The following is a 22294-nucleotide window of genomic DNA, read 5'->3' as shown; positions in this document are numbered from 1 at the left end:
CTAGCGCCAGTTTACCCGCCCTGCCCTGAACTCGGATCATCAATGGTGTGGACATTTCCGACCTAAGAAAAGCCTGATACAGAGAAACGTCGTCTAGGATGCCTTCCAGCAAGGAGAGTGGGGCTAAAACCCCGTGTTTGTCACCTGTGATCATAGAAATTCGAAACTGTCCGAGCCATTGACAACGGGCCACAGCAAAGGGGGCGAGGTCGGCCAGTACAGGCCAGCCCCACCCCCATCAACCTTGTTCGAACGTGGTGTGCGGCCTCTAGAACAGAAGCCCGCTCACTCGTTCCACTCCGCTAGAACACAACAACGGTGCCCCAGCGGAACAGACTTATTTCTTGCCCACCAGCGAAATCGTGTTGTAGGCTTCGCTGCCCAGCGGGCTAGGAACCCAGCCTTTCAGGTAGGTGCGGGCTGCCGACAGCGGGTTGCTGTGTACCATCGGAATGCGGTAGTTGGCGTTGTAGGTGATCTCGTGAATCTGCGAGTAGGCTTTGGCTTTCTCGGCTTGCGAGGTAGCGGCGCGGCCCTGCTCCAGCAGTTTCTGAAGTTCGGGTGGATTCCAGTTGATGTCGTCGGAGGCGTTGGGGCCGTAGTAGGCGCTGTAGAAGTTGTCGGGGTCGCCGTAGTCGCCCGTCCAGCCGATCATGTACATGTCGAAGCCGGGTTCTTTGTTGCGGTCTTCGAGGTACTTGGCCCAGTCTTCGGTCTTCAGGTTCACTTTCACGCCGATGGCGCTCAGGTCGGCGGCAATGGCTTCGGCAATCGGCTTGGGGGTGGGGAAGTAAGGACGGCTGACAGGCATGTACCACAAATCCAGCGAGAAGCCGTTGGGGTAGCCCGCGTCGGCCAGCATCTTCTTGGCAGCGGCAGGGTCAAATTTGTAGTCGGTCGGCACTTTGCCGCTGTTGGCCCACGCCAGTACGGGCGGCACGAAGCTGGCATTGCTGACGCCAAGGCCGTTCCAGAAGGCTTCGGCAATGGCTTTCTTATTAATCGCCATGCTCAGGGCCTCACGCACTTTGGCAACTTTGAGGTACTGGTTGCGGTTGTTCAGGCTCACGAAGCCGACGTTGAAGCTGGGGCGCTTGACGGCCACCAGATTCTTATCGCTCTGCACGCTGCGCAGGGCGTCGGGCGTCAGGTCGTTGGTGAAGTCGATGGTTCCGGCCTTCAGCTCGTTTAGGCGCTGAGAAGCGTCTTTGATAGAGCGGATGACCAACTGATCCACTTTGGCTTTTTCGCCCCAGTAGAGCTTGTTGGGCAGCAGTACCACGCGGTCGCCCGTGCGCCAGCTTTGGAAAATGAAGGGGCCGGTGCCGACCGCTTTGCTGGCGGGCGTGCCGTATTTCGCGCCGTCTTTCTTGATGGCGGTGGGGCTGGCAATGCCGAAGTAGCCGCTGCCGATCACGTTGGGAAACACGCTGCTGGACTTGTTCAAATCCACGCGAACCGTGTAGTCGTTGACCTTCACGATGTTCTTGATAACGGCGGTGGCGTCACCTTTGTAGCCGCCCAAGAGTTCGCCCACGATTTCGAAGGTGCGGCCCTGATCGCGGAAGCCGTAAGGGTGCGCCTTGTCCCACCAACGGCTGAGGTTGAAGATGATGGCGTCGGCGTTCATGGGCGTGCCGTCATGGAAGCGCACGTTGCGGCGCAGCGTAAACGTCCACTGGGTGGCGTTGGCGTTGCTCTTCCAAGAGGTGGCGAGGCCGGGCACGGGGTCGGTGGTGCCGTTCTTGAAATCCACGAGGGTGTCGTAAATCTGGCGCTGCACCAAAATGCTGATGCCGTCGGTGATGTTGGCGCTTTCCAGCGATACAGGATCGCCGTTGGCCCCGAAGACCAGCGTGGCGGCTGAGGCAGAAGAAAGGGTCGCCAAAGCTGCGGTCAGAAGCACGTTCTTAAAGAGTACTTTCTTCATGGAACCTCCGAAAATCCCGCCACACGTTCGCCGCCCCCTTGTGAGGGCGTCCGATCATGAATGGCGGATAAAAAGTGTCAAGCGTGCGCTTAGGGTAGGGGTGTAGACAGAGGGTGTCAAGCCAAAAGATTCCGGTTGGCAATTGACCACTTGTCTTGACCCCAACTGCCCCGGCATGTAAAGAGACTGCGGGAGTGATTTTAACCGTCGTATAACCGCTCTGCGCCATTATTCGGCCATGAACAAAAACCTTTCCCTCTTGGCCCTCACCGGAACCCTCGCGCTGGGCGGGTTTGTCGGCTACGGCCTGAATGAACGCAGTAACGCGCAGGTGACGCCCAACAGCCCCACCACCGTTCAAACCTCTGTGACCAATCCTTCTGCCACCACCTACGACAATGGCCGCGCCCGCACCGAAGCCGAAGCCAACACCGTGCAGGTGGTCAAGCAGCGCCAAAACGGTCTGGTGTATATCAGCGTGACTGAGGGGGCTGATAACAGCGCCGAAGCCCAGATGCGCCGCCGTCTGCAAGACCAGTACGGATTCCCCATTCCTGAAGGCGGCGAGGCACGCACCGGCACGGGCAGCGGCTTTTTCGTAAACGCGGCGGGCGATATCATCACCAACAACCACGTCGTGGAGGGAGCCAGCGAGATTACCATTCGGCTGCACGGCTCCAAGAGGACCTACAAAGCCAAAGTGGTGGGCCGCGCCCCCGATTTTGACCTTGCCCTGATCCGTGCCGAGGGACTGCCCGCCGGAGCCATCCAGCCTATTCCGTTGGGCGACAGCGCCAAGCTGGACGTGGGCCTGAAAGCCATTGCGATGGGCGCACCGTTCGGGCTGGATTTCAGCGTGTCGGAGGGCATTATCAGCAGCCTAGAGCGCACAGCCCCGGTGGGCACCCGGCAGGTGTATCAGCAAGTCATTCAGACCGACGCGGCCATCAATCCCGGCAACTCTGGCGGCCCCCTCCTGAACAGCGCGGGCGACTTGATCGGCGTGAATACCCAAATCCTGACCGGCGGCAGCGGCCAGAGCGCGGGCGTCGGCTTTGCGATTCCGGTGAATACCGTGACCAAGTTGTTGCCCCAGCTTCAGGCAGCGGGCGGTAAAGTCGTGCAAACGCCTACGCTGGGGGTTGGCTTCACCGATCTCAGCGCCCTGAGCGACGAAGACCGTCAGAAGGCCAAGTTGCCCGCTGCTGGCGCGTTGATTCAGCAGGTTTACCCCAACAGTCCCGCTGCCGCCGTCGGACTAAAAGGCGGAACGGGCAATAGCCTGAGCCTGAATACTCCGGGTCAAGCTACAGATTCGGTCTACACAGACGGCGACATCATCACCGCTATAGACGGCCAAGCCATCACCGAAGGCGAAGATTTGCGCCGTCTGATCTTGGGCAAACGCATCGGGGACAGCATCAAACTGACCGTTCAGCAGGGTGGCAAAAAGCGGGATGTGACGGTGAAATTGCAGGCTTTCACGTTGCCCACCGATCAGTAAACTGAGCTGACCAATACATCTAGCCGAACAGTGGCCCCAAGTCCGTCATCTCTCCCGTTGCTTCCGCGCTCCCGAAGGCGTAGGTGCCGAAGATGTCCAGATACCCCGCCCGCGAAAGTTGGCGGGTTTGTCCACTTGGCCCGGTGGCCTGCACCGCGTCGCCGCGCACTGTGAAGCGGTATTCGCCCACCTCGCGCAGCTCTTGGCGGCGGCCCCGGCCCTGAATTACACAGGCGGCCACCCGGAACTCCTGCCCGCCGCGCACCGCCAAAAAATCCAGCAGGGCGGAAGCGGCGATGGGTGCGGCAGTGGTGTGAGAGGGGGTTGGGGCAGAGGCCGACATAGAGCGGGAAAGATAGCAGGTTGGGTGGGACAGGGGTGAGTGAGCAGCGGTTGCCCTTGCTTAAAGCGTATTTATAAGAGGTCGCTCATCTCGCCAAGTTGCGTGTAGAACAGCATTCGCTGCGCGTACTCACCCCCTCCCCAACCCTCCCCCCTCAAGGGAGAGGGAGCACAGCCCCACCCCTAGATGCCCTTAGCTCACCACCGTTCCCGCCCCGTCCAGCGCCGCCGTAATAGGCGCTCCGGCGCGGGCGTCGCCAAAAATCACCCGCTTTACGCCGCCCTGCACGGCTTCGGCGGCCCCCAGTACCTTCTTTTTCATGCGGTCTTGGGCAAACTCTAGGTAGCTTTCTACGTCGGCGGCAGGAATGGCCCGGATCAGGCTGGCTTCGTCGGGGTAATGGCGCAGCAGGCCCGGAACGTTGCTCAGCAGCAGCAGCGCATCGGCCTTCAGCGCCACAGCGAGGGCGGCGGCGGCGCGGTCTCCGTCTACATTAATTGCCACGCCCTCGTAACTGGCAGCGGGCGGCGTCAGCACGGGCAGGTAGCCCGCGTTCAGGAGCAGCTCGATCAGGCCGGTGTTGACCTTTTCTACCGTTCCAGTATGATCGCCGCGCAGCACCTTCACTTTGCCGTTTTCTACGGCCCGCACGCTGTCTTTGTGGCGTCCCTCAAAAATCCGGCCATCCAGCCCACTCAGGCCCACCGCGTTTACGCCGAGACGTTGCAGCCGCTCTACGATGCCTTTATTGATCTTGCCGCAGTACACCATCTCGAAGATTTCCAGCGTTTGGCGGTCTGTAAAGCGCGACGTGTAACCGCTGGGACTGGTCACAAATTTGGGCGGATGGCCTAACGCTTCGGCCACGCGGTTGGTTTCGCCGCTGCCGCCATGCACCAAAATCAGCCGCTCCCCGGTTTTCCAGCGGGCGGCGAGGTCTGCACAGACGGCGTCGTAATCTATTCCGGCGCTTCCGCCGACCTTCACAACAATCATGCGTGCAAACTTAGCACATGTTAAGCGTTCAGGCGAGACACTATCCAGACGCTAAGTACGATCAGGCAGGCGGCCAGCCAGATCAGCGCCGTGCGTTTGTAGACCTGTTGGTAAGACTCTTTGTAAGTTTTATGCCGCCAAAGCCGCTGCGCTAGCCCCGATCCCAGCCAGCCGCCCCAAAATTCGTAGCCGTGCAAGCGGTCTTCCGGGATTCGCCAACGGTGGGAGGCGGCTAAGTTTTTGTCGTGCCAGATGGCCACAAACGCTACTAAGCTCCATACCAATTGCCACCCGACAAACACACTCAAGGCAAGGTCTACGGCGCTCATCAGGCGGTCAGTTTCTCACGGTCGTGTTTGCAGAAAGTCAGCCTGCCTAAATATCAGGCTGTCAATTAACTTGCCATTGACCTGTTGTTGAATGCTTCTCGTTTAGAGGCCGAACATGCCCCGCTGCTGTGGCTGCACCAAGTCCACATACTCGGGATGCTCGCGGATGAAGGCGGCCACGAACGGGCACATCGGCACCACGTCCACTTTCCGCGCCCGTGCGTCATCTAGCGCGGCCTGCACCAGCTTGCTGCCGAGGCCTTGACCCTCATGCCCTTCTTCTATTTCGGTATGCGTAAACATCAAAGAAGGCCCGGCGGGGCGGTATTCGGCTACGCCCACTACGCGCCCAGCCAGCTTCAGTTCATAGCGGCGTTCGGTTTCGTTGTTGACAACTTCGGTGGGCATGGCAGGTTCGTGGGCAGTCATGCCAGAGCCTAGAGCATGGATGGCGTTTGCGTGTCGCTTGGCCCGGAGCTGTACAGTTCTGCGTTCAGAAACGGCGCTAAGGCCAACGCCAGCCCCAGTCGCCAGACATCTGCCCGGTCTGCCAGTCCACCGGTCAGTACGCCCACGCTGCCCACGCCGCGCTTGACGTCTACAGTTCCCAGCAGGTCGTCCATCACGCTCCCCAACTCCTCGCCCCCTTGCACGCGGGCCAAAACTGGGGGCGGCAACCTCATTTCCGCCGTTCGCACGGTTTCCAGCTTGCCGCTGTGGGCCACCGCGACGATGCCAAACAGCCAGCCGTTGCCCGCGTCATCTATTCGCACGCCGCCCTCTAGGCCCACTCCCCAAGCTTCCTCGGCTTGCTGCGCTTCTGCGATGTGCACAGCGGCCCACGCCCGGTTTACCGCGCCGCGCCGCGTTTCTTCCTCGCCCAAAGGCTGATCTGGAACGCCGCTGGGCACGTTTTGGCCCACGATCACAGCTTCCGGTTCCAGTTTCGCAAAAACTTCTTGCACGGGCCGCACCTTGGCCGGATTCTGACTGCCCACAATGACCAACCTCACCCGCCGACCACTCCGCCGCCAACAACCCCACCAGTAACCGGGTCTTCGCCGCTCCAGTCGCCGTGCAAGCGCCGAATCAGGGCCACTTGCCCCCAGTGGTAGGCATTATTTACGGCCAAGTCGGTCAGAATTTCCCGCGCCCGCTCTGAGGGGTCTTCGGCCAGCATCACGGCTTCGGACAGTGCCAAAGCGACGTCTAGCCGAATCTGGGCCAGTTGTTCGGCGCTGGATTGCTCGGCACTGTGTTGTTCGGTACTGGGCGGCATGTCGGGCCACACCTCCAAGCCTTCCGGCCAATCCGCCGCCCGCCCAGAGGCCAGATCAAGGCTGGCCCGCATCGTGGCGTTCAGGTGGTACAGAACGTCTGCAATGGTGTAGGGCAGCCCCGGCACAGGCTTTGCAGCCACTTCGGAGGTCAGGTTTTCTAGGATGTACTCGGGTTCCCGGAAGGCGGCGCTGCCCCCCAGCGAGGCTTGCAAGAGGTTCATGCGCCCAAGCTAGCGCCTACGGGCAAGCAGTCAACATAAACACCATCCAAGCGCGGCTATAAGAGACCGTCAAGGCCAGCTTTCCACACGGTAAAGCTGCCGTCATGCTGCGCCCAGACTCGGCAGCCACACTAGAAGTCAGGAAGAATTGATGGTCAGAACGCCTGACCTCCCTGTCAGTAGGAGAAGTGTCATGATCCCGCCGCCCGATCCCAACCCCTCAGCGTCCCTATTTCCAGCGCCGAACACGACTACCCCTATAGAAATACTGCTGGTAGAAGACAGTGAACCCGACATTATCTTGACGCAAGAAGCGTTTGCCCAAGCAGGCGTGACCAATAACTTGCACGTGACCCGCGACGGCGTAGAGGCCCTCGAATTTCTGCGCCAAGAAGGGTCATATAGCCTCATGCCGCGCCCAGACGTGATTTTGCTGGACATCAATATGCCGCGCATGAACGGCCTAGAAGTCTTGTCGGCCATCAAGCACGACCCGCAACTGATGACGATTCCCATCATCATGCTGACCACCAGCGCCGCCGACGAGGACATTTTGCGGTCTTATCAGGCGCACGCGGCCAGCTATGTGGTCAAACCCATCGAGTTCGATACCTTCTACGCTGCTATTCACGCGCTGGGCCGCTACATGCTGAGCATCGTGCGTGCGCCGGGGCCGGGGTAAAGCACAGATTCAGGCGGGGTGCAGCCCTGCAAACTCTAGGCCTGCCGTTTCCTCCCACCCATGCGCGATATTGAGGCACTGGATGGCGTGCCCCGCTGTGCCTTTCACCAGATTGTCTATGGCGCTCATCAGCACCACGCGGCCCGAATCCATGTCCATCTCGAAGCCCAGATCGCAGTAATTGGTGCCGTCCAGCAACATCGGATCGGGGTAGCGGTGGATGCCGCGTGCCACCTTCACAATCCGGATGAAGGGTTCGGCAGCGTACACCTCGCGGTAGGCGCTCCAGACGTCGCGGTCGCTGTAGCCGTCGGGAATCCACGCCTGAATGGTGGACAAAATGCCGCGCACACGGGGCGTACTGATGGCGGTCAGGTGAATGGGGAAATGGCCGGGGAGTTCTTGCTGCACTTCGGCGGTGTGGCGGTGGCCCACAGGTTTGTACACGCGCAGACTTCCGGCCCGCTCCGGGTGGTGCGAGGCGTCCGAACTGCTTGCGCCCGCCGCACTACTGCCCACCAGCCCGGTAGCGATGATGTCTTTGGGCAGCAGCACGCCCAGTTTCAGCAGCGGGTACAGCGCCAGAATCACAGAGGTAGCAAAGCAGCCCGCGCAAGCGATTCGGGTGGCGGTTCTCAGTTCCTCGCGGTGTAGTTCGGGATTTCCGTATATCCAGTTGCCCAGCGCGTCGGGGGCTGGGTGCGCTTCCCCGTAAGCCTGCTGAAATACTTCGGGGTCTTTGAGCCGGAAGTCGGCGCTGAGGTCTACGATGATGCGGCCTTTGCCTTCAAATTCGGCAATACGTCCGGCGGCGCTGCCGTGCGGGAGGGCCAGCACGATGATGTCGGCTTCCTCCAGTTCGGCGGCCTTGCGGAACTTGAGGTTGGTGCGCCCACGCAAATTGGGATGAACCAGCGCCACAGGCTGCCCCGCACTGCGCTCGCTCGTGACCTGCGTGACACTCAGGTGCGGATGTCCCAGCGCCAGCCGCAAGAATTCCCCGCCCGCGTACCCGCTGCCGCCCACGATTGCCACGCTTAGAAGGTTGTTACCCTGATCAGATGAAGCCATGCTGCCAGTTCAGCACAAAACGCCGCGCTGAATGTACCGACTGTTTACAAATGTATAGCTAAATCTAGTTACTGCTTGGCATACACAAGGTTAACAACCTTCAAGAGATCAGGTTTAAGTTTTTCGCCTGCCGCTCCCCGCTCCCGTAGTTGCTCCGGCGTCAGCCATTCTGCGCCGCTGAAATCGTCGGGATTCAGGTGAGGCAAGTCCTCCATGTCCACCTCGTACACCCGCATAAAGCAGTTAATTTCAGTGTTGAACGGCGAGAGATCAGCCAACACACGCCACCCCAGCGTCGCAATATCCACATTCAGTTCCTCGCGGGCTTCCCGTACAAAGGATTCATCCAACGATTCGCCCGCCAGCGTGTAGCCGCCCACGCTGAAATCCAGCGCCCCCGGCCAGCGCGTTTTGTGGGGGGCACGGCGCGGAAATAGCAGTTGGCCTGCACTATTTCGGAAGAAGGCATTCACGCCCCGCACGCCTTTTACGTCGTCCGACACCGAGCGCCACAGCACGCCCGACACCTCTCCAGCATCGTCCAGCCTGTCTAGCAATTCATCGTCACCAGCGGCAATGGCCCGCCCCAACAGCGTACTGAAATAGCTTAGCTTCCGCCCCGGCAAGGCTGCCCGGAGTGCCCACCACAGCGCATGGCCTTCGCGCTCGAAGGCGGCGTCCTCGTTTTCGCCCACCCCCAAAAAATCTGCCCGCATCGGTAGGGGCGACATGGGATCAGCCATATTCAGCGTGGAATCGGAGGCATCGGTCCATGCTTCCAGCCGCGTTGCCAGTGTATTTGGCAGGCCCAGCGTGGCCGGGTCAATGTTATCTCCACCCGGCTCCCACAGCGGAAAACAGTGATAGTCGGCCATCAGCTTGAATGTCTGTTCTGAACGCATGGACAGCAGTAACATAGCGTTATGAGCGCCCCCAGTTTGCAGCCCATGAGCGTAGCGGAGTACCTGCGAACCGAGGAAAGTAGCCCGGTGAAGCGGGAGTATGTGGGCGGCTATGTGTACGCGCTGCACGGCGCAACCAAAGCGCAGGCCGGAACCAGCGGTCAGCACGTCGAAATCGGCGTGAATATCGTGGCTGCGTTGCACCGGGCAGCCAGAGCGCAGGGCTGCCGTTTGTATTCGTCTGACATGAAGCTGCGCTTGCCCTATGCCAGCAACTTTTACTACCCCGACGTAATGTTGGTGTGCAGCGCCGAGCGCCCCGACTCCCACTATGAAACCGCACCCTGTCTGCTGGTGGAAATCATCTCTCCCAGCACGGCCAGCACAGACCGCCTTGCCAAGCACGCCGCCTACACCGCCATTCCCAGCCTGCAAACCTACCTGATCGTAGAGCAGCAGGAACGGCGCGTGTATGTGTATCAGCGGGGCGGGTCAGAGTGGGAACTCTCCGAGCAAGTCGGCTCCGGCGATATTCTGTTGCCTTGCGTGGGCCAAAGCCTGAGCCTCGACGATATCTATTCGGGCGTGCTGGACAGCTAAATTACTTCCCTTCTCCAATCAGCGTCAGCCCGATCAAGGTCAGGTTGGCATTTTTGCCCTCACTGACCACCGTCACCGACGAAATGACCTTGTCGGGTTTGGGGTTGACCCAGTCCAGCACAGGCACGGCCACTTCTAGGCCGTCTTTGGTTTTGCCCGCCCACGCCGGGGCCGGAATCATAGAACTCGGCAGTGTATCCGTCCATGCCCGGATGTGCCGCCCATATTCCAGCGGTTGATTGACCATGCTGCCATCGGCGTAGCGCACCTCGTAGCGCCCGATCACCTCGCGGGCGGTGGCGGCGGGCCAGCCAGTGGTGTGCAGGAAGGCGATGGACGTGGCCTTGCGCCCCAGTTCCACCGTGACCCGTTCGGGCAGGTCTTTGGCAGCGGGGCGCGAACCCTTCAGCATCACTGCCCCCGTAACGCTGAATGTGTACGCGCCGAAGCGGTTCACTCCGGTCTTCAGGTTCCGCAAATCTATGTCTGCACCCTTCAAAATCCAGCCTTTTTCATCGTCGTCGGTCAGCGAGCGCGTGACCAGCGGGGCCAAATTGACGAGTGTGCCAGCCGTAGCCCGGTACGCTTCCGGCTGGTAGGTGGCGCGGTAAATGCCCTCTGCATTTGGCACGCTGCCTGCCGCCGGGTTCCAAAAAGAATTGGCCGCCCGCACGAACGGCACGCCCTGATCTGCCGCCCCGTCCCAAATGCTGGGGTTGCCAAAATAGCCTGTCCAGCGCGTTTGAATCATGCCCGTTGCGCCCACCTGCGCGGCAACTTTGGCGTAGCCCTCCGCGTTGCCCACTTCATTCCAAGACGCGCCCAGTACCGGGAATCCCAGCGCCTTGATGCGTCCTAGTAGGCCAAAGCTGTTGCCGGGGGCGTAATTCCAGTAGGCCACCTGAATATCTTTGGGCAACTGCGCGGGCAGCGTGGCAATCACGGCGTCGGCAAACGCGGTGTCGTGCCACATCATCGTGCCTACGCCCTGCATCTTCAAATAATCGTGCAGCTTCACCACGTCGTCTACAAACAGTTTCTCGAATCCCAGCGCCTTGCCGTTCTCGCGGGCCGGAAAGCGGTCACGGTTCCGCACTTCGTCATGCCCGATATGAATGACTTTGGGCTTAAACACGTCCACCGCTTCCTTCAAAATGGGCAGGATGACCCGCGAGTAGGTGGCCGGATTGAGGGTGTCGTAAGCCCACGCATTCTGGCTGTCGGGGTCTTGGCGCAAGTCCAGATTTTTGCCCCCGTAGTACATCCAGCCCACATGGCTCAGCGTTTCTATCAGCGGAATCGGCTCTAGGCCGTAGCTGCGGGCCAACGCCGCCACCCGCGCCGCCTCCGCTTTGCTGGCCCCGCCGGGATGCGCCCAGCCGCCCGCTTTGGCCGTGTCCCACTGCACATAGTTGCTCATGACCAACACGCTGTTGTACTTCAGGGCCGCCAACATAGGAATAAGTTTGTCGTTAATGGCCGCGCTGTATTGATCCAGATAAATCATCGCAATGCGCTGAGAGAGCGCGGGCGAGTCGCTGATACGGGCGAATTTCAGGCCGCCTTGCGTCAGCAATTGCCGAAGCGTTTGCGCCCCCATGTACGCCCCGCGTGCGTCTGCGCCCACCACATACGCGCCGCCCGCCTCCACCCACAGCGCGTAGCCTTCCGCGCCCGTTGCCGTCAGCCCAGCCGTTTTCAATTTGGCGGCGAGGTCTGGGTTGTCCAGCGTTCCCACCGTGATCATCACTTTTCCCGAATCCGGTAACTCTGCTCCCAGCCGCGTTTTCCACTCGGCCCGCAAGTCGCGCACGGCCCAAGCCAGTTCGGGCGCAGTGCCCACCACGCGCACGCCCAAGCCCGCCAAGGGCAACACGCCCGCCGGAAAACTGGCCTGCTTGGGTGCAGGAACGAGCGTTCCCAGCGGCGTAAGGGCGCGGGCATCGGGGACGGGGGAGAGTTGGAGTGGGGCGGCTTGGGCGGCTCCGTTCATCAGCAAGCTCAGCAGTAAAGCCGCGCTTAGGTTCATTTTAAGTCGTGTTTTTGGTTGCATTTCAATCACCTTTGTGTATTTGCCTGACCTGAATCCGATGGGCTAAACCTGCTTAGGGTTGGCAGCGATCAATCCTTTGCCAGCCTTCCGCCACGCCCGCACCGTCAAAGTTCAGCGTGAGCGATTTGCCCAGCATCGTGCCTGAGCTGGATAGAGGCGAAACAGTCATCTGTACCTTCTGGCCTGTCAAAAGATTGCCGAATAAGGCGGCAGCGTCGGCTTTCGCCAGCAATACGGAGTCTGCGGTTTCCGGGTCAGCAGGCCCAAGCTCCAGCGTGCGCGTGCTTCCAGTCCAAGCCGCCTCAAAACGGTACGCCTGCGTCCTGAGCAGCGGTTGCTCTAGCACCAGTCGCAGTTCGTATTCGCTGCCAGCCACGCACCGCAGCACCAAATACTCCTCGCCAATGCGCGATTCGTAGGCACCGATGAACAAGAAGCCCCGATTCACCCCATCATCGGTAAGCACGCCCACCCGCGAGTCACCGATCAATTCCGGCGGCGTGTCCCAAATACCGGGGGCAACTCGGGACTGATCCACCTCGGAAGTGAGCGGGAACTCGGGCTGATCGTCGGGGCGGTAGGCTGGGTAATACGGTGTAGAAACAGGTTCAGAAGCGTGCGGTCTATGCGGTTTGCTGACTCGCGCTGACCCGGTACCACACAATAATAGGGCCGCCATCAAGACGACCCTACCCTTTGTTGAAATCATCCTTACAGACTCGCGTTCCACGCCTTCACAATGTCATCCAGCGCCTGCTTAGCCGTTTTCTGGCCTGCCATTGCTGCCTCTACATTGTCTTTAAACACCTTGTTCAGTTTGCTGGCGTCAGGGTAAACCAACGTCAGATCTTTGGCTTTTTTCAGTTCGGTGCTGCTGACCAACTTACCTTGATCGATAGCATTTGCGCCACCCTGCTTAAAGAATTTGTCGGTGCTGGCCTTCACGGTGCTAGGAAAGGTAGTCTTTGTAACCTTGCTGAATTGCAACTGGTTCACATCGTTGGTCAGGAACAGTGCCAGCTTTTGCGAGAGCGCCTTATCCTTCACGCCTTTGGGAACGGTAAAGCCCATCAGCGGCGTATGAATCACGTTTCCGGCAATGTTGATGGGGTAGGGCGCAACTTTGGTCAGGTCATAGATGGCCTTGTTATCGTTGGCGACGCGCAAGATGAACTGCGGCCCCGTAATCAACATGGCGAGCTTGCCGCTGGAATACAGTTCGGTAGCGGCGGTAAAGCCCCGGCGCATGGTGTCTTCGGGGATGTAGCCACCTTTGTACAAGTCCACGTAGGTTTGCAGCAGCTTCACATGCTCCGGGCTATTGAACACAGCCTTTGCGCCGCTCTTGTCAAAGATAGGCAAGCCCGCTTCTTGGAACATGAACAGCATATTGATGTTGTTGATATTGGGCATGAAGCCGTACATGCCGGTCTTGTCTTTGATCTGTTTAGCAGCGGCAATCAGCGTTTGAATGGTACGGGGCGGGTTGGCGGGGTCTAGCCCTGCCTTGCGGAAAATGTCGGTGTTGTAGGCCACGACTTTGGGTGCCCAGTACCACGGCACGCCCATCGTTTTGCCGTCGAAGGTAAAGGTGTTCAGTGGGCTGCCGAAATAGCTCTTTTTCTGCGCGTCAGAGAGGGTCAAAGGCTCCAGCGCCCCTTGCTGCACCAACTTCACGGCCATATCGCTGCTGAGGTTCACGGCGGCAGGCGGGCGGCCCGACGCGACGGCAGCCAGCAGCTTTTGCTCTATCGCGTTGGCGGGCACGTCCACCCATTTCAGATTGATCGTGGGATTTTCCTTCTCAAACTGCGACACCAGACGGTTCATTTCATCGTTGAACAAGGGTGCGAGGCTGATCGTCCAGAATTCCAGCTCGGTCTTCTGTGCGCCTGCGGTGGATGCGGCAATGAGGGCGGCGGTCAGTAGAGCTTTTTTGTAGGTGGATGTCATAGCAAAACTCCTTGAAATCGGCACGCCCACAGGTCTTGGGAGACTGGCCTTGAGGTCATGTTGAGATTGCGCTCAGACTAGCGTGTGAATCTAACGGCAACCTGAGAATTGCGCCGCTGCCTCTCATGCGCCCGGCGTAGTACCTCGGATCGCCCGTGCAAACCAGCGTGTGACGTGGTCAGGACGGGTAATCGCACTTCCCACTACTACGCACAGCGCCCCTGTATTCAACGCTGCCGCGGCCAACTCCGGTGAATTGATACGCCCCTCAGCAATGAATGGGAAGCCAGCCACCGCCAACGCTTCCATCAGCGCAAAATCCGGCCCTTGCCCCTGCGGACTGTGAGGCGTGTAGCCGCTCATAGTCGTTCCCACGATGTCGGCCCCTGCTGCATATGCCGCCTGCGCCTCAGCCAAGGTGCTGATGTCGGCCATCGCCAAAGCACCCGCCGCGTGTGCCGCTGCAACTAACTCTGTAACGCTGTATGGGCGCAGCAAATCGGTGCCGTCGAAGGCCACGATGTCGGCCCCGGCTTCGGCTACCTCACGCACTTCTCGCGGCGTAGCGGTGATATACACGTCAGTTCCGGGGTGAGCCTGCTTGGTCAACCCGATGATCGGCACGCCTGTGATGGCCCGCACCGCCCTAATATCTTCTGCCGAACGCAGGCGCAGGCCCGCTGCCCCACCCAAGAGTGCCGCCCGGCTCAGCGCCACGATATGTACGACTTCTCTCAGCGGGCTGCCGTCGTCGGCCTGCACACTGACCACCAGTTGCCCGCGCAGGCGTTCGAGGGCGGCGGGTAGGGGAGAACGGGCTGCTTGTTCGGTCATGGGGGGAAGCCTAAAGCATCGGCGGGGGTGGGTGGGGTGTGGATTGGCGGTTTAGGTAAAGGCGTCTAAGGGTCTAAGGGGATGGGCGGGGGCGTCGCTGAACTGCCCCCTCACCCCGCTGCAACCCAAGCCCCTCTCTGCTCCGCAGCTCTGCGAGTTCCGCAAGGGGCGAGGGCTAACAGCAAGGGCCAGAAACTTGGTGTTGCTCCCTCTCCCTTGAGGGGGGAGGGCTGGGGAGGGGGTGAGTGAGCGTAGGGATTGCCCTTCCTTAGGCCCTAGACCCTTAGACGCCCATCCCACACATTTCGCCCCCACACCCAAGAATGCACGGCTCCTTCCCCAATCCGTATTACCCTGAGTCCCGTGACCCCACAAGCATCCCGCCCGCAGCACGGCGCATTGGCGATGGTAGATATTCCCGGCCCCGTCCTAGACGCCGATACTGCCGCTCACCTGACCCGGCACGGCGTCCGCAGCGTGTGCTTGTTCGGCAAAAACATAGAGTCGGCGCAGCAGCTTTCGCGCCTGTGTGCCGACTTGCGGGAAGTGCTGGGCGACGACGCCCTAATTGCTCTAGACCACGAGGGAGGCGCGATTTTGCGGCCCACCTTCTGGCCGTTCGCACCGTCTGCAATGGGTCTCGGCGCGGCCAACGATCCGGCGCTGACGGAGCAAGTGAACGCGGCGCTAGCCCGCCAACTGCGCTCAGTGGGCATCAATTGGAACTTTGCGCCCGTGCTGGACGTAAACGTCAACCCCGCCAACCCGGTGATCGGGGAGCGGGCGTATGGCGCAGACGCCGCACTGGTGATCCGGCATGGGCGGGCCGCTTTGGCCGGACATGCCTCCGGTGGAGTGGCCGCCTGCGTCAAGCATTTTCCCGGTCATGGCGACACGCACTTAGACAGTCACAAAGCCTTACCCCGCGTCAGCAAAAGCCGCGCTGAACTGGACGCTACCGAGTTTGCCCCCTTCCGCGATTTGTTGCCCCTCACGCCTGCCATTATGACCGCACACATCGTCTATGACGCCCTAGACGCCGTTCACCCCGCCACGTTGTCCCGCCCAATCCTGACCGATCTCCTGCGCACTGAATGGAGTTACGATGGAATAACTCTGACAGATAGTATGGGGATGCAGGCCATTGATTCTCACTACGGACGCGGAGAAGCAGCGGTGCTGGCGCTACGGGCTGGAGCCGATCTGGTCATGGCCCTAGGTCGCCGCGACGCCCAAGAAGCCACCCTGAGCGCCATGCAAGCCGCCCTGCCCACCCTGAACCCCAGCGAACTCGACGCCAGCCTGCGCCGCCTGCACACGCTCGCCGCCGCCTATCCGTCCGCCTCCACCGCCTTTGATCCTGCCACCGACACGCCCCTCTTTGCCGAAGCTTGGGCGCATGGCCTCAGTGCATACCGAAATCCCACCCCACCGCCCCCCGGCTCCCGTGTACTGCTAGTGGCCCAACGCCGCGTGCAACGCGAAAACGTGAGCGAAGCCAGCGTAGATGCCGATACGCTCGCACGCGAACTCGGCAACGTGTATTCCGTGCAACTGCACGCTTACGACGCACCCGAAGAACTCGACTGGGCCGCCATTCGCGCCAGTGGCTTGCCTGTCATCCTCGCCACCACCACCCGCCACCGCCAGAGTGCCTTGCTGGGCGTGCAGCCCGATCTGCATTTGGCCCTGTACAACCCCTACGCCGTGCTGGACATCGACGCGCCCGCTGCCGTCAGCTTCGGCTTTCGGCCCGAAGCCCGCGCCGCGTTGCTGGGATGGCTGAGCGGCCAGCGTTCCCTGACCGGACACTTGCCTTTTGCCGAGGTGAACCCATGACCGTTCCAACTCCCCCCGTTCCCACTGCCACCGAACTACACGCACTCTGGGCCGCCGCATGGCCGGACATGCTCCCCCATCCACGCGGTTTGGAACACCGGCTAGGCAATGGCGGCCACTGGCTCTCCCGCCGCGCCCCAGACGGCACTTTGCTGGCCGCCCTTGCTCTGCGCCCGCCTGAAGCCTACGCCCACGCGCACATTCGCCTGATTCTTGTGCATCCAGATTTCAGACGGCAAGGGCTGGGGCGCTCGTTGATGCAGGAGGCCCGCGAACGCATCGGCCCCGTCACAGTGGCGCTGGGCGAAGAACGCGGCCACTTTTTGCCCGCCCCCACAGCGGCCAGCCTGCCTTTTTTTGAAGCACTGGGATTTACCCGCACAGGCCGCGAAAGCTCGGACATGGCGCTTGACCTGCGCTCGCCCCTGCCCGCCTTCACTGTCCCAGCGGGTTTCCACGTCACCGACGCCAGCCAAGCGGGGATGATCCCGCCGCTGCTGGCCTTTGCCGAAGCCGTCTTCGGCCCCCGCTGGAAACACGACGCCGGAGCTGTGGCTGACCGCAATCCTTCGCAAGTGCTGATGCTGATGCAAGGCCCGCAAGTGGCCGGATTCGCCCTGACCGGTCTGGAAACCGACGCCGCCGTGCTGCCCTCCTTTTTCTTCCCCGAGACTCTGCGCCAAGCGGTGGGAACGGACGACTTGGTAGGCGGCCTCGGCCCCATCGGCATTGCGCCCGATTTGCGGGGCGGCGGCGTCGGGAGCGCCTTTATGTTGGCCGCTATGACCCACCTGCAAGCTCGTGGCGCACAGGCGATGGCGATCGATTGGACGAATGTCGCCCCCTTCTACGAGCGGCTGGGATTTAGGGAGTTCGTGCGGTATTTCCACATGCGGGGGTGAATTTGGGCGTGAGTAAGGCGTTTAAGGGTCTGGGGTCGAAGGGTCTAAGCAACTGACGTTACTAGCGCTCCCAAGGCCACGCGCCGGGTGCTGCCGCGATGCCCACCGTTCTTGGTCCGGTATGAATATTCAGCACCGGATTCACACCCGCGAAGCCTGCCCAGATCACCGGATGCCGCGCCTGAACTGCCTTGAGCAACGCGTCGGCGTCGGCCCGCTCGCTGCCGTACAACAGGCCCAACCGCAGCGGCGTTCCTTCGCCAAAGCGGGTTGTCATTTGCGTGGCAATCGCTTCTATGGCGCTCCGGTAAGAGCGCACGCGGGCCAGATTGGTGTACGCGCCTGTGGTCTTGTCCACCGTAATGACTGGCTTGAGGTTCAGCAGCCCGCCCAACGTAGCTTGCACGCGCCCGATGCGCCCGCCGCGCCGCAGGTATTCCAGCGTCTCAATCGTGAAATATAGTTCCGTTTCCTGTTCTAGGGCTTTCATCCAGTCCAGCGCCGTACCCATACTTTCGCCCCGTTCGGCAGCGGTGACGGCGGCATGTACCTGAAATGCCTGCGCCGCGCTGAGCGTGCGCGAATCGTGAATAGTCACCTTTGCGCCTTCCGTCACTTGCGTGGCCTGCTCCGCCGCATTCCGGCTGCCGCTGAGGCCCGCGCTGATGGTGACCGCCAACACTTCCGGCGTGCCCGCCGCCCGGTAAGCGTCGGCCCAGTCCTGCGGCGTGGGCTGGCTGCTGGTCGGATGTTCCGGGTTGGTCGCCAACTCGCGGAGCAAGTCTTCCCGGCTAATTTCATGCGTGCGCCTGCTGACGCTGCCGAAATTCACACTGAACGGCGCGACAGGCACGCTGTTCTTCAGGTCTGCGTAAGCGTCCAGCCCACCATCAGTCACAACTCCAAACTTCGCCTGTCCAGTCATTACTGAATCACCACCTTATTCATCTGCTCGATGAGTTGAAGGGCCGCCGTATGGTCTACGTCGCTGCCGATAATGTTGGTTGCCGCCCGCATCAAGCCCGCCGTTTGCGCCAACATGGGGGCGCTGCTGTGCGTACTGTTCACCATATCCAGCGCAATGCCCGCATCTTTAGCCAAGAGGCCCAGCCCGAATGTGGCCGGAAATTCCCGCGTTAGCACCCGCGCCGGAATTAGGTTTTGGCTGGCATTGCTGCGCCCGCTGCTGGCATTGATAACCTCCAGCGCCGCGCCCAAATTGACGCCGCTGCGCCCCAGCACGGCCAAGCCTTCCCCGGTGGCCCACAGCGTCACGGCCAACAGCGCATTGTTGATGGCCTTCACCGCAAAGCCCGCGCCCGTATCGCCCACCCGGATCACCCGCCCTGCGAAGGTGTCCAGCAAGGGTCGCACCCGCTCTAGGTCAGCCTCCGCGCCGCCCACCATTACGGTCAGTTGACCCGACACTGCGCCGCCCGTGCCGCCACTGACCGGGGCATCCACAAAAGCCACACCGCGTTCTGCCAAGGCCGCCGCTTGCCGGGGTGCCGCGTCGGGATGCCCGCTGGTGCAGTCCACCCAGACCGCGCCGCGTTTTAGGGTGGGCAGGCTGGCCAGCACTTCATCAAGGTCAGTGCTGGTAGGCAAGCAAGAAAACAACACGTCGGCTTCGGCCAAGCTGTCGGGCGTGGCCAACTCGCTGCCGTAAGCCTCAGCGTGTGCCTCGGCCCGCGCCGCCGTGCGGTTCCACACCAACGAGCGCCCGCCGTTGGCCTGTGCGTACCGCGTCAAGTGGGCGGCCATCGGCCTGCCCATCGCGCCGAGGCCCAAAAATGCAGTGGTGAGGGTCATAGATAAGGGCAGACTAGCGGCTGTGTCGCCTGTGGCCTGCCGTTCTGGACTGGGTGCAATCTTTAGGGTTTGGGGTGGAAGGGGCTGGGTCTAAGGGTCGAGGGGCGAAGGGTCTAAGGTGTTGGGGCGGGTTTGGTTGCTGGGTGGCCCCCTTTGCTCCTTGCGCTCTGCGAGTCCCGCAGGAGGCAAGGGCTAAGAGCAAAAGGCAGGGAGCGTGATTTGTTCCTCGCCCCTTGCTGGAGAGGGGTGAACGAGCGCAGAGGGTTGCCCTTCTGCCCTTCCTTAGACCTTTAGACCCTCGACCAACCCCCAAGCCACCTCAACCGCCCTCCCCGCCCCTACCGAAAATCCCCCGGCTCGCTCACCAACGCTTCCAGCAGACGAATCGCTTCTTCCATGCGGTGACTCTGAATGCGGGCGGCGGCGCGGGCCTGACGCCACTCGAAGCGCACGAGGGCGAGGCTCAGGGCGTCTCCGCCAAGGTTGTTGAGATTCACGGCGCGGGCCTCCAGATCTTCTACGGTTTGGGCCAACTGGCGTAGGGCCGTCTGATGCTGGCGGGCGGCGTCCAGCGTGGCGTGAAGTTGCGCGCCCGCTTCAGCTTCGGCCTGTGCCAAAGTGCGGCGGGCCTCGGCAACGGCGGGGGCCTCAGCGCCCTGTTCTCCGGCTTGCCACTGGGCATAGTTCAGGGTATGGCGGGCGCGGAGCACGTTGGGATGCAGCGGCACACCCAAAGAAAAGCGGGCATTGTCGAGGTTCATGTCCAGCATGGTCAGGGGCGTGTCGGCGTCTTCTTCGGCCACCAGCGGCGCAAAAGCGTCGAGGAACGACGTGGTTTGGGTCAGCATCAGGCGGCTGTGCGCCAACTGCGCGGGAGAAGCCTGCTCACGGCCTTTCCCTGCTTCCAGTTCGGCCACGCGCAAAAACAGCAGTTCGGCCTGAGCGCGGGAGGCGGCCACCTGATCGGCTACTTCTACGCGGGCATGATCGGCCCGCAAATTGGTCAGCATGTCCTCGGTTTCCCAGCGGCGCACTTCGGCTTGGGTGGCCTGCACGTCCCATTCGGCGGCGGTCTCTAGGGCCGACAAATCGGGGTTGGAGCGAATGGCCCCGAGGCTCCGCATGGCAATTTCGGCATGGGAACGGGCCAGCAGCAAGGCCAGATCATGGGCGCGGCGGCCCCAGCGCAGGGCACGCGGCGTACTTTCGGTAAAAATGGGCGTGATGGTAGGCACGGGAACGGTTTCGGCCAGATGTGCCAGATCGGTAGACGCCACCTCCAGCCATTTGTCGGCGCGGCCCTCGCCCACCTGATCGCGCATGACTTTGTACACGTCTTGCAGGACAGCCACCACGTCGCGGGGGCCAAGCGCCCGAACCGCCGTCCAGCCACGCCGCTGCACCGCCCCCTGAATGGTCATTTCGGCCTCACGCACGCCCATTTCTTGGCCGAGGCGCTTGCGGAGCCATTCTCTGTACGGGTCGTTGGAATGAATGGGGGCTGGGTTGGTCATGGCGTTACCTCGGCTGTGGACTGGCTGGGCAAGGAATGTACGGAGAGGCTGCGGCGTTGGCGCACGCATTCGAACAGCACCAGCGCGGCGGCGGTAGACACGTTCAGACTGTCGGCCCCGCCCGCTGCGGCGTGCATAGGAATGCTGACGCTGATGCTGGAAGCCGTGCGGGACGTGCGCCATTCTTTGGGCAGGCCCTCGTGTTCGGTGCCGAGCAGCAGGGCCACACGGCCGGTGAGGGGGGCGTCCCAGTAGGCTTGGGGCGCGTCGGGCGTGCAGGCCACTGTGGTAAACCCGTGCTGAAGAAGCCAGTCCCACGCCTGTTCTTCGCTGACGACAGCGGTGGGAATGCGGAACACGCTGCCTTGAGAAGCGCGGATCACGTTGGGGCCGTAAGGATCAGCGCCGCGCCCCAGCACCAGCACCGCGTGCGCCCCGGCTGCATCGGCGCTGCGGAGAATCGCGCCCACGTTGCCGGGTTTTTCTAGGCCGTGCAGAACTATTACGGTGGCCTGTTCGGGAGGATCGGGCAGCACGGGCGTGGGCGTGGGCGCAAGCATCAGCAGACCGTCTGGATTCTCTCGGCCACTGATCTTCTCGAAGGCCGGACGCGAGAGTTGTACCTGTTCGCCGGACAGCCCGTCAAATAACAGGGGGGCCACCGCCAACGCTTCGGGGCTGTACAGCGGCGGGCAAGTCACGATCAGGCTGGGGCGCACGCCGGAAGCCAGCGCCCGTGCGCTTTCTCTGGCTCCCTCGATGACGATCACGCCGTCCAGTTCGCGCTCCCGGCGGGTGTGCAGGCGTACCAGCCGCTTGACTAGGGCATTTTGAAGAGAAGTAATTACGTCCGGCGCGGTCATCGGGCCTCATTATGCCCGCCGGGTGAGGTAACGGACGGTGAGCAGTGGGGGTAATCGGCCAGTCTTCTTAGACCCTTGACCCTTAGACGGGGTTCGCACTGACCGCCGCTCCCTGACTGCTGACCACTTACCGAAGCGCCTGCTCCTGCACTACCTTAATCCTATGCCGCTCGCCTATCCGCCGTTCAAGTCTTGCCCGTGTGGGTCAGGCCGCAGCTACGGCGCGTGTTGCGGGCCTGTCCACGACGGCTCCCGGCCTGCTGCCACCCCAGAAACACTGATGAGGGCGCGGTACACGGCCTACGCTTTGGGCAATATGCCGTTCGTGCTGAACACTTGGCACGCCAGCACCCGCCCCAGTCACCTCGATCTGAACGACGGCACGCGCTATACGGGCCTGCGCGTGCATACGGCGGCGGGCGAAACGGTAGAGTTCACGGCCTCGCTGAAATTGCCGGGCGGCGAACGCTACAGCCTGCGCGAACGCAGCCGCTTTGAGCAGGTTGGGGGCGCGTGGGTATACGTGGACGGGGAGGAAGTGGAGGGATGAAGACTGCTGGAGACATGGGTTTTGCGTGGAGACGGACTGTGGTAGCCGACTCGGATACACAATCTTCAAAGTCAGAGCCTGTTTAGGACTGCTCCTCAGGGGATGCATCCCCCCCA

The 22294-nt window shown here is 61.6% G+C and carries 23 protein-coding genes; 6 read left to right on the top strand and 17 right to left on the bottom strand.

What is annotated here, in order from left to right:
- Positions 1-337 precede the first annotated feature (337 nt).
- A complete protein-coding gene (locus tag E7T06_RS09170; protein ID WP_136365533.1) occupies positions 338-1930 on the bottom strand; it encodes an ABC transporter substrate-binding protein in 1593 nt (530 codons plus the stop codon).
- Between the two features lie 238 nt (positions 1931-2168).
- Here E7T06_RS09170 and E7T06_RS09165 point away from each other — a divergent pair, with 238 nt between their 5' ends.
- The gene (locus tag E7T06_RS09165) at positions 2169-3434 is read left to right on the top strand and encodes a trypsin-like peptidase domain-containing protein (protein ID WP_136365532.1); all 1266 of its coding nucleotides are present in this window, start codon (positions 2169-2171) and stop codon (positions 3432-3434) included.
- Between the two features lie 19 nt (positions 3435-3453).
- Here the strand turns inward: E7T06_RS09165 and E7T06_RS09160 are convergent, their stop codons facing one another.
- The 6 genes from E7T06_RS09160 to E7T06_RS09135 all read right to left on the bottom strand — a co-directional run bounded on the left by E7T06_RS09160 (position 3454) and on the right by E7T06_RS09135 (position 6603).
- Positions 3454-3777: a hypothetical protein gene (locus E7T06_RS09160; RefSeq protein ID WP_136365531.1), complete on the bottom strand. Its 324-nt coding sequence runs from the start codon at positions 3775-3777 to the stop codon at positions 3454-3456.
- Between the two features lie 192 nt (positions 3778-3969).
- Positions 3970-4773, bottom strand: coding sequence for a [LysW]-aminoadipate kinase (locus E7T06_RS09155; RefSeq protein ID WP_136365530.1), 804 nt, complete (start codon positions 4771-4773; stop codon positions 3970-3972).
- 20 nt (positions 4774-4793) lie between these two features.
- A complete protein-coding gene (locus tag E7T06_RS09150) occupies positions 4794-5102 on the bottom strand; it encodes a DUF1294 domain-containing protein (RefSeq protein WP_240740931.1) in 309 nt (102 codons plus the stop codon).
- 102 nt (positions 5103-5204) lie between these two features.
- On the bottom strand, positions 5205-5531 hold the full coding sequence (locus E7T06_RS09145) for a GNAT family N-acetyltransferase (protein WP_136365528.1): 327 nt from the start codon (positions 5529-5531) through the stop codon (positions 5205-5207).
- Between the two features lie 8 nt (positions 5532-5539).
- Positions 5540-6115 carry an inosine/xanthosine triphosphatase gene (gene yjjX / locus E7T06_RS09140; RefSeq protein ID WP_136365527.1) on the bottom strand — a complete coding sequence of 192 codons (576 nt, stop codon included), beginning with the start codon at positions 6113-6115 and terminating at the stop codon, positions 5540-5542.
- On the bottom strand, positions 6112-6603 hold the full coding sequence (locus E7T06_RS09135) for a damage-inducible protein DinB (RefSeq protein ID WP_136365526.1): 492 nt from the start codon (positions 6601-6603) through the stop codon (positions 6112-6114). Before E7T06_RS09135 ends, yjjX begins: the two co-directional genes overlap by 4 nt.
- Before the next feature lie 193 nt (positions 6604-6796).
- Here E7T06_RS09135 and E7T06_RS09130 point away from each other — a divergent pair, with 193 nt between their 5' ends.
- The gene (locus E7T06_RS09130) at positions 6797-7285 is read left to right on the top strand and encodes a response regulator (protein ID WP_136365525.1); all 489 of its coding nucleotides are present in this window, start codon (positions 6797-6799) and stop codon (positions 7283-7285) included.
- Between the two features lie 9 nt (positions 7286-7294).
- Here the strand turns inward: E7T06_RS09130 and argC are convergent, their stop codons facing one another.
- A complete protein-coding gene (gene argC / locus E7T06_RS09125; protein ID WP_136365524.1) occupies positions 7295-8356 on the bottom strand; it encodes an N-acetyl-gamma-glutamyl-phosphate reductase in 1062 nt (353 codons plus the stop codon).
- 68 nt (positions 8357-8424) lie between these two features.
- Positions 8425-9258, bottom strand: coding sequence for an NUDIX domain-containing protein (locus tag E7T06_RS09120; protein WP_240740930.1), 834 nt, complete (start codon positions 9256-9258; stop codon positions 8425-8427).
- A 21-nt stretch (positions 9259-9279) separates the two neighbouring features.
- Between E7T06_RS09120 and E7T06_RS09110 the strand changes: the two genes are divergently transcribed.
- On the top strand, positions 9280-9858 hold the full coding sequence (locus tag E7T06_RS09110) for a Uma2 family endonuclease (RefSeq protein ID WP_136365523.1): 579 nt from the start codon (positions 9280-9282) through the stop codon (positions 9856-9858).
- 1 nt (position 9859) lies between these two features.
- On the opposite strand, the gene E7T06_RS09105 is transcribed toward E7T06_RS09110, so the two are convergent.
- The 4 genes from E7T06_RS09105 to E7T06_RS09090 all read right to left on the bottom strand — a co-directional run bounded on the left by E7T06_RS09105 (position 9860) and on the right by E7T06_RS09090 (position 14698).
- Complete coding sequence (locus E7T06_RS09105; protein WP_136365522.1) at positions 9860-11911, bottom strand: beta-N-acetylhexosaminidase; 2052 nt, start codon at positions 11909-11911, stop codon at positions 9860-9862.
- Positions 11912-11963: 52 nt separating this feature from the next.
- On the bottom strand, positions 11964-12590 hold the full coding sequence (locus E7T06_RS09100; protein WP_136365521.1) for a hypothetical protein: 627 nt from the start codon (positions 12588-12590) through the stop codon (positions 11964-11966).
- Between the two features lie 32 nt (positions 12591-12622).
- Positions 12623-13864: a sugar ABC transporter substrate-binding protein gene (locus tag E7T06_RS09095; protein WP_136365520.1), complete on the bottom strand. Its 1242-nt coding sequence runs from the start codon at positions 13862-13864 to the stop codon at positions 12623-12625.
- Between the two features lie 123 nt (positions 13865-13987).
- Positions 13988-14698, bottom strand: coding sequence for a putative N-acetylmannosamine-6-phosphate 2-epimerase (locus E7T06_RS09090; protein WP_136365519.1), 711 nt, complete (start codon positions 14696-14698; stop codon positions 13988-13990).
- 363 nt (positions 14699-15061) lie between these two features.
- Here E7T06_RS09090 and E7T06_RS09085 point away from each other — a divergent pair, with 363 nt between their 5' ends.
- Both E7T06_RS09085 and E7T06_RS09080 read left to right on the top strand, forming a co-directional pair.
- A complete protein-coding gene (locus E7T06_RS09085; RefSeq protein ID WP_346763194.1) occupies positions 15062-16537 on the top strand; it encodes a glycoside hydrolase family 3 protein in 1476 nt (491 codons plus the stop codon).
- Complete coding sequence (locus E7T06_RS09080) at positions 16534-17439, top strand: GNAT family N-acetyltransferase (RefSeq protein WP_168733447.1); 906 nt, start codon at positions 16534-16536, stop codon at positions 17437-17439. Before E7T06_RS09085 ends, E7T06_RS09080 begins: the two co-directional genes overlap by 4 nt.
- A gap of 61 nt (positions 17440-17500) precedes the next feature.
- Here E7T06_RS09080 and E7T06_RS09075 read toward each other — a convergent pair whose 3' ends face one another.
- The 4 genes from E7T06_RS09075 to E7T06_RS09060 all read right to left on the bottom strand — a co-directional run bounded on the left by E7T06_RS09075 (position 17501) and on the right by E7T06_RS09060 (position 21628).
- Positions 17501-18364 (bottom strand): DegV family protein, encoded by an 864-nt coding sequence (locus E7T06_RS09075; protein ID WP_136365517.1) that lies wholly within the window; start codon positions 18362-18364, stop codon positions 17501-17503.
- On the bottom strand, positions 18364-19251 hold the full coding sequence (locus tag E7T06_RS09070; protein ID WP_136365516.1) for an NAD(P)-dependent oxidoreductase: 888 nt from the start codon (positions 19249-19251) through the stop codon (positions 18364-18366). The genes E7T06_RS09075 and E7T06_RS09070 overlap by 1 nt, the downstream gene beginning before the upstream one ends.
- Positions 19252-19589: 338 nt before the next feature.
- Positions 19590-20765, bottom strand: coding sequence for a hypothetical protein (locus E7T06_RS09065; RefSeq protein ID WP_136365515.1), 1176 nt, complete (start codon positions 20763-20765; stop codon positions 19590-19592).
- Positions 20762-21628, bottom strand: coding sequence for an RNA methyltransferase (locus tag E7T06_RS09060; RefSeq protein ID WP_136365514.1), 867 nt, complete (start codon positions 21626-21628; stop codon positions 20762-20764). Before E7T06_RS09060 ends, E7T06_RS09065 begins: the two co-directional genes overlap by 4 nt.
- 163 nt (positions 21629-21791) lie before the next feature.
- Here E7T06_RS09060 and E7T06_RS09055 point away from each other — a divergent pair, with 163 nt between their 5' ends.
- A complete protein-coding gene (locus E7T06_RS09055) occupies positions 21792-22178 on the top strand; it encodes a YchJ family metal-binding protein (protein WP_136365513.1) in 387 nt (128 codons plus the stop codon).
- Positions 22179-22294: the final 116 nt, after the last annotated feature.

It is taken from the genome of Deinococcus sp. Arct2-2 (assembly GCF_004801315.1).
GTDB lineage: Bacteria > Deinococcota > Deinococci > Deinococcales > Deinococcaceae > Deinococcus.
The sequence above is the reverse complement of the archived record's forward strand: the minus strand, read 5'-3'. Positions and strand labels throughout refer to the sequence as shown.

What these genes read in the sequence shown, in the direction of transcription:
- E7T06_RS09145 (WP_136365528.1), bottom strand. Translation starts at nt 5,531, where the DNA reads ATGACTGCCCACGAACCTGCCATGCCCACCGAAGTTGTCAACAACGAA.
- E7T06_RS09060 (WP_136365514.1), bottom strand. Translation starts at nt 21,628, where the DNA reads ATGACCGCGCCGGACGTAATTACTTCTCTTCAAAATGCCCTAGTCAAG.
- E7T06_RS09090 (WP_136365519.1), bottom strand. Translation starts at nt 14,698, where the DNA reads ATGACCGAACAAGCAGCCCGTTCTCCCCTACCCGCCGCCCTCGAACGC.
- E7T06_RS09100 (WP_136365521.1), bottom strand. Translation starts at nt 12,590, where the DNA reads ATGGCGGCCCTATTATTGTGTGGTACCGGGTCAGCGCGAGTCAGCAAA.
- E7T06_RS09120 (WP_240740930.1), bottom strand. Translation starts at nt 9,258, where the DNA reads ATGCGTTCAGAACAGACATTCAAGCTGATGGCCGACTATCACTGTTTT.
- E7T06_RS09080 (WP_168733447.1), top strand. Translation starts at nt 16,534, where the DNA reads ATGACCGTTCCAACTCCCCCCGTTCCCACTGCCACCGAACTACACGCA.
- E7T06_RS09155 (WP_136365530.1), bottom strand. Translation starts at nt 4,773, where the DNA reads ATGATTGTTGTGAAGGTCGGCGGAAGCGCCGGAATAGATTACGACGCC.
- E7T06_RS09160 (WP_136365531.1), bottom strand. Translation starts at nt 3,777, where the DNA reads ATGTCGGCCTCTGCCCCAACCCCCTCTCACACCACTGCCGCACCCATC.
- E7T06_RS09165 (WP_136365532.1), top strand. Translation starts at nt 2,169, where the DNA reads ATGAACAAAAACCTTTCCCTCTTGGCCCTCACCGGAACCCTCGCGCTG.
- E7T06_RS09065 (WP_136365515.1), bottom strand. Translation starts at nt 20,765, where the DNA reads ATGACCAACCCAGCCCCCATTCATTCCAACGACCCGTACAGAGAATGG.
- E7T06_RS09095 (WP_136365520.1), bottom strand. Translation starts at nt 13,864, where the DNA reads ATGACATCCACCTACAAAAAAGCTCTACTGACCGCCGCCCTCATTGCC.
- E7T06_RS09055 (WP_136365513.1), top strand. Translation starts at nt 21,792, where the DNA reads ATGCCGCTCGCCTATCCGCCGTTCAAGTCTTGCCCGTGTGGGTCAGGC.
- E7T06_RS09075 (WP_136365517.1), bottom strand. Translation starts at nt 18,364, where the DNA reads ATGACTGGACAGGCGAAGTTTGGAGTTGTGACTGATGGTGGGCTGGAC.
- E7T06_RS09130 (WP_136365525.1), top strand. Translation starts at nt 6,797, where the DNA reads ATGATCCCGCCGCCCGATCCCAACCCCTCAGCGTCCCTATTTCCAGCG.
- E7T06_RS09135 (WP_136365526.1), bottom strand. Translation starts at nt 6,603, where the DNA reads ATGAACCTCTTGCAAGCCTCGCTGGGGGGCAGCGCCGCCTTCCGGGAA.
- E7T06_RS09110 (WP_136365523.1), top strand. Translation starts at nt 9,280, where the DNA reads ATGAGCGCCCCCAGTTTGCAGCCCATGAGCGTAGCGGAGTACCTGCGA.
- E7T06_RS09070 (WP_136365516.1), bottom strand. Translation starts at nt 19,251, where the DNA reads ATGACCCTCACCACTGCATTTTTGGGCCTCGGCGCGATGGGCAGGCCG.
- argC (WP_136365524.1), bottom strand. Translation starts at nt 8,356, where the DNA reads ATGGCTTCATCTGATCAGGGTAACAACCTTCTAAGCGTGGCAATCGTG.
- E7T06_RS09105 (WP_136365522.1), bottom strand. Translation starts at nt 11,911, where the DNA reads ATGCAACCAAAAACACGACTTAAAATGAACCTAAGCGCGGCTTTACTG.
- E7T06_RS09170 (WP_136365533.1), bottom strand. Translation starts at nt 1,930, where the DNA reads ATGAAGAAAGTACTCTTTAAGAACGTGCTTCTGACCGCAGCTTTGGCG.
- E7T06_RS09150 (WP_240740931.1), bottom strand. Translation starts at nt 5,102, where the DNA reads ATGAGCGCCGTAGACCTTGCCTTGAGTGTGTTTGTCGGGTGGCAATTG.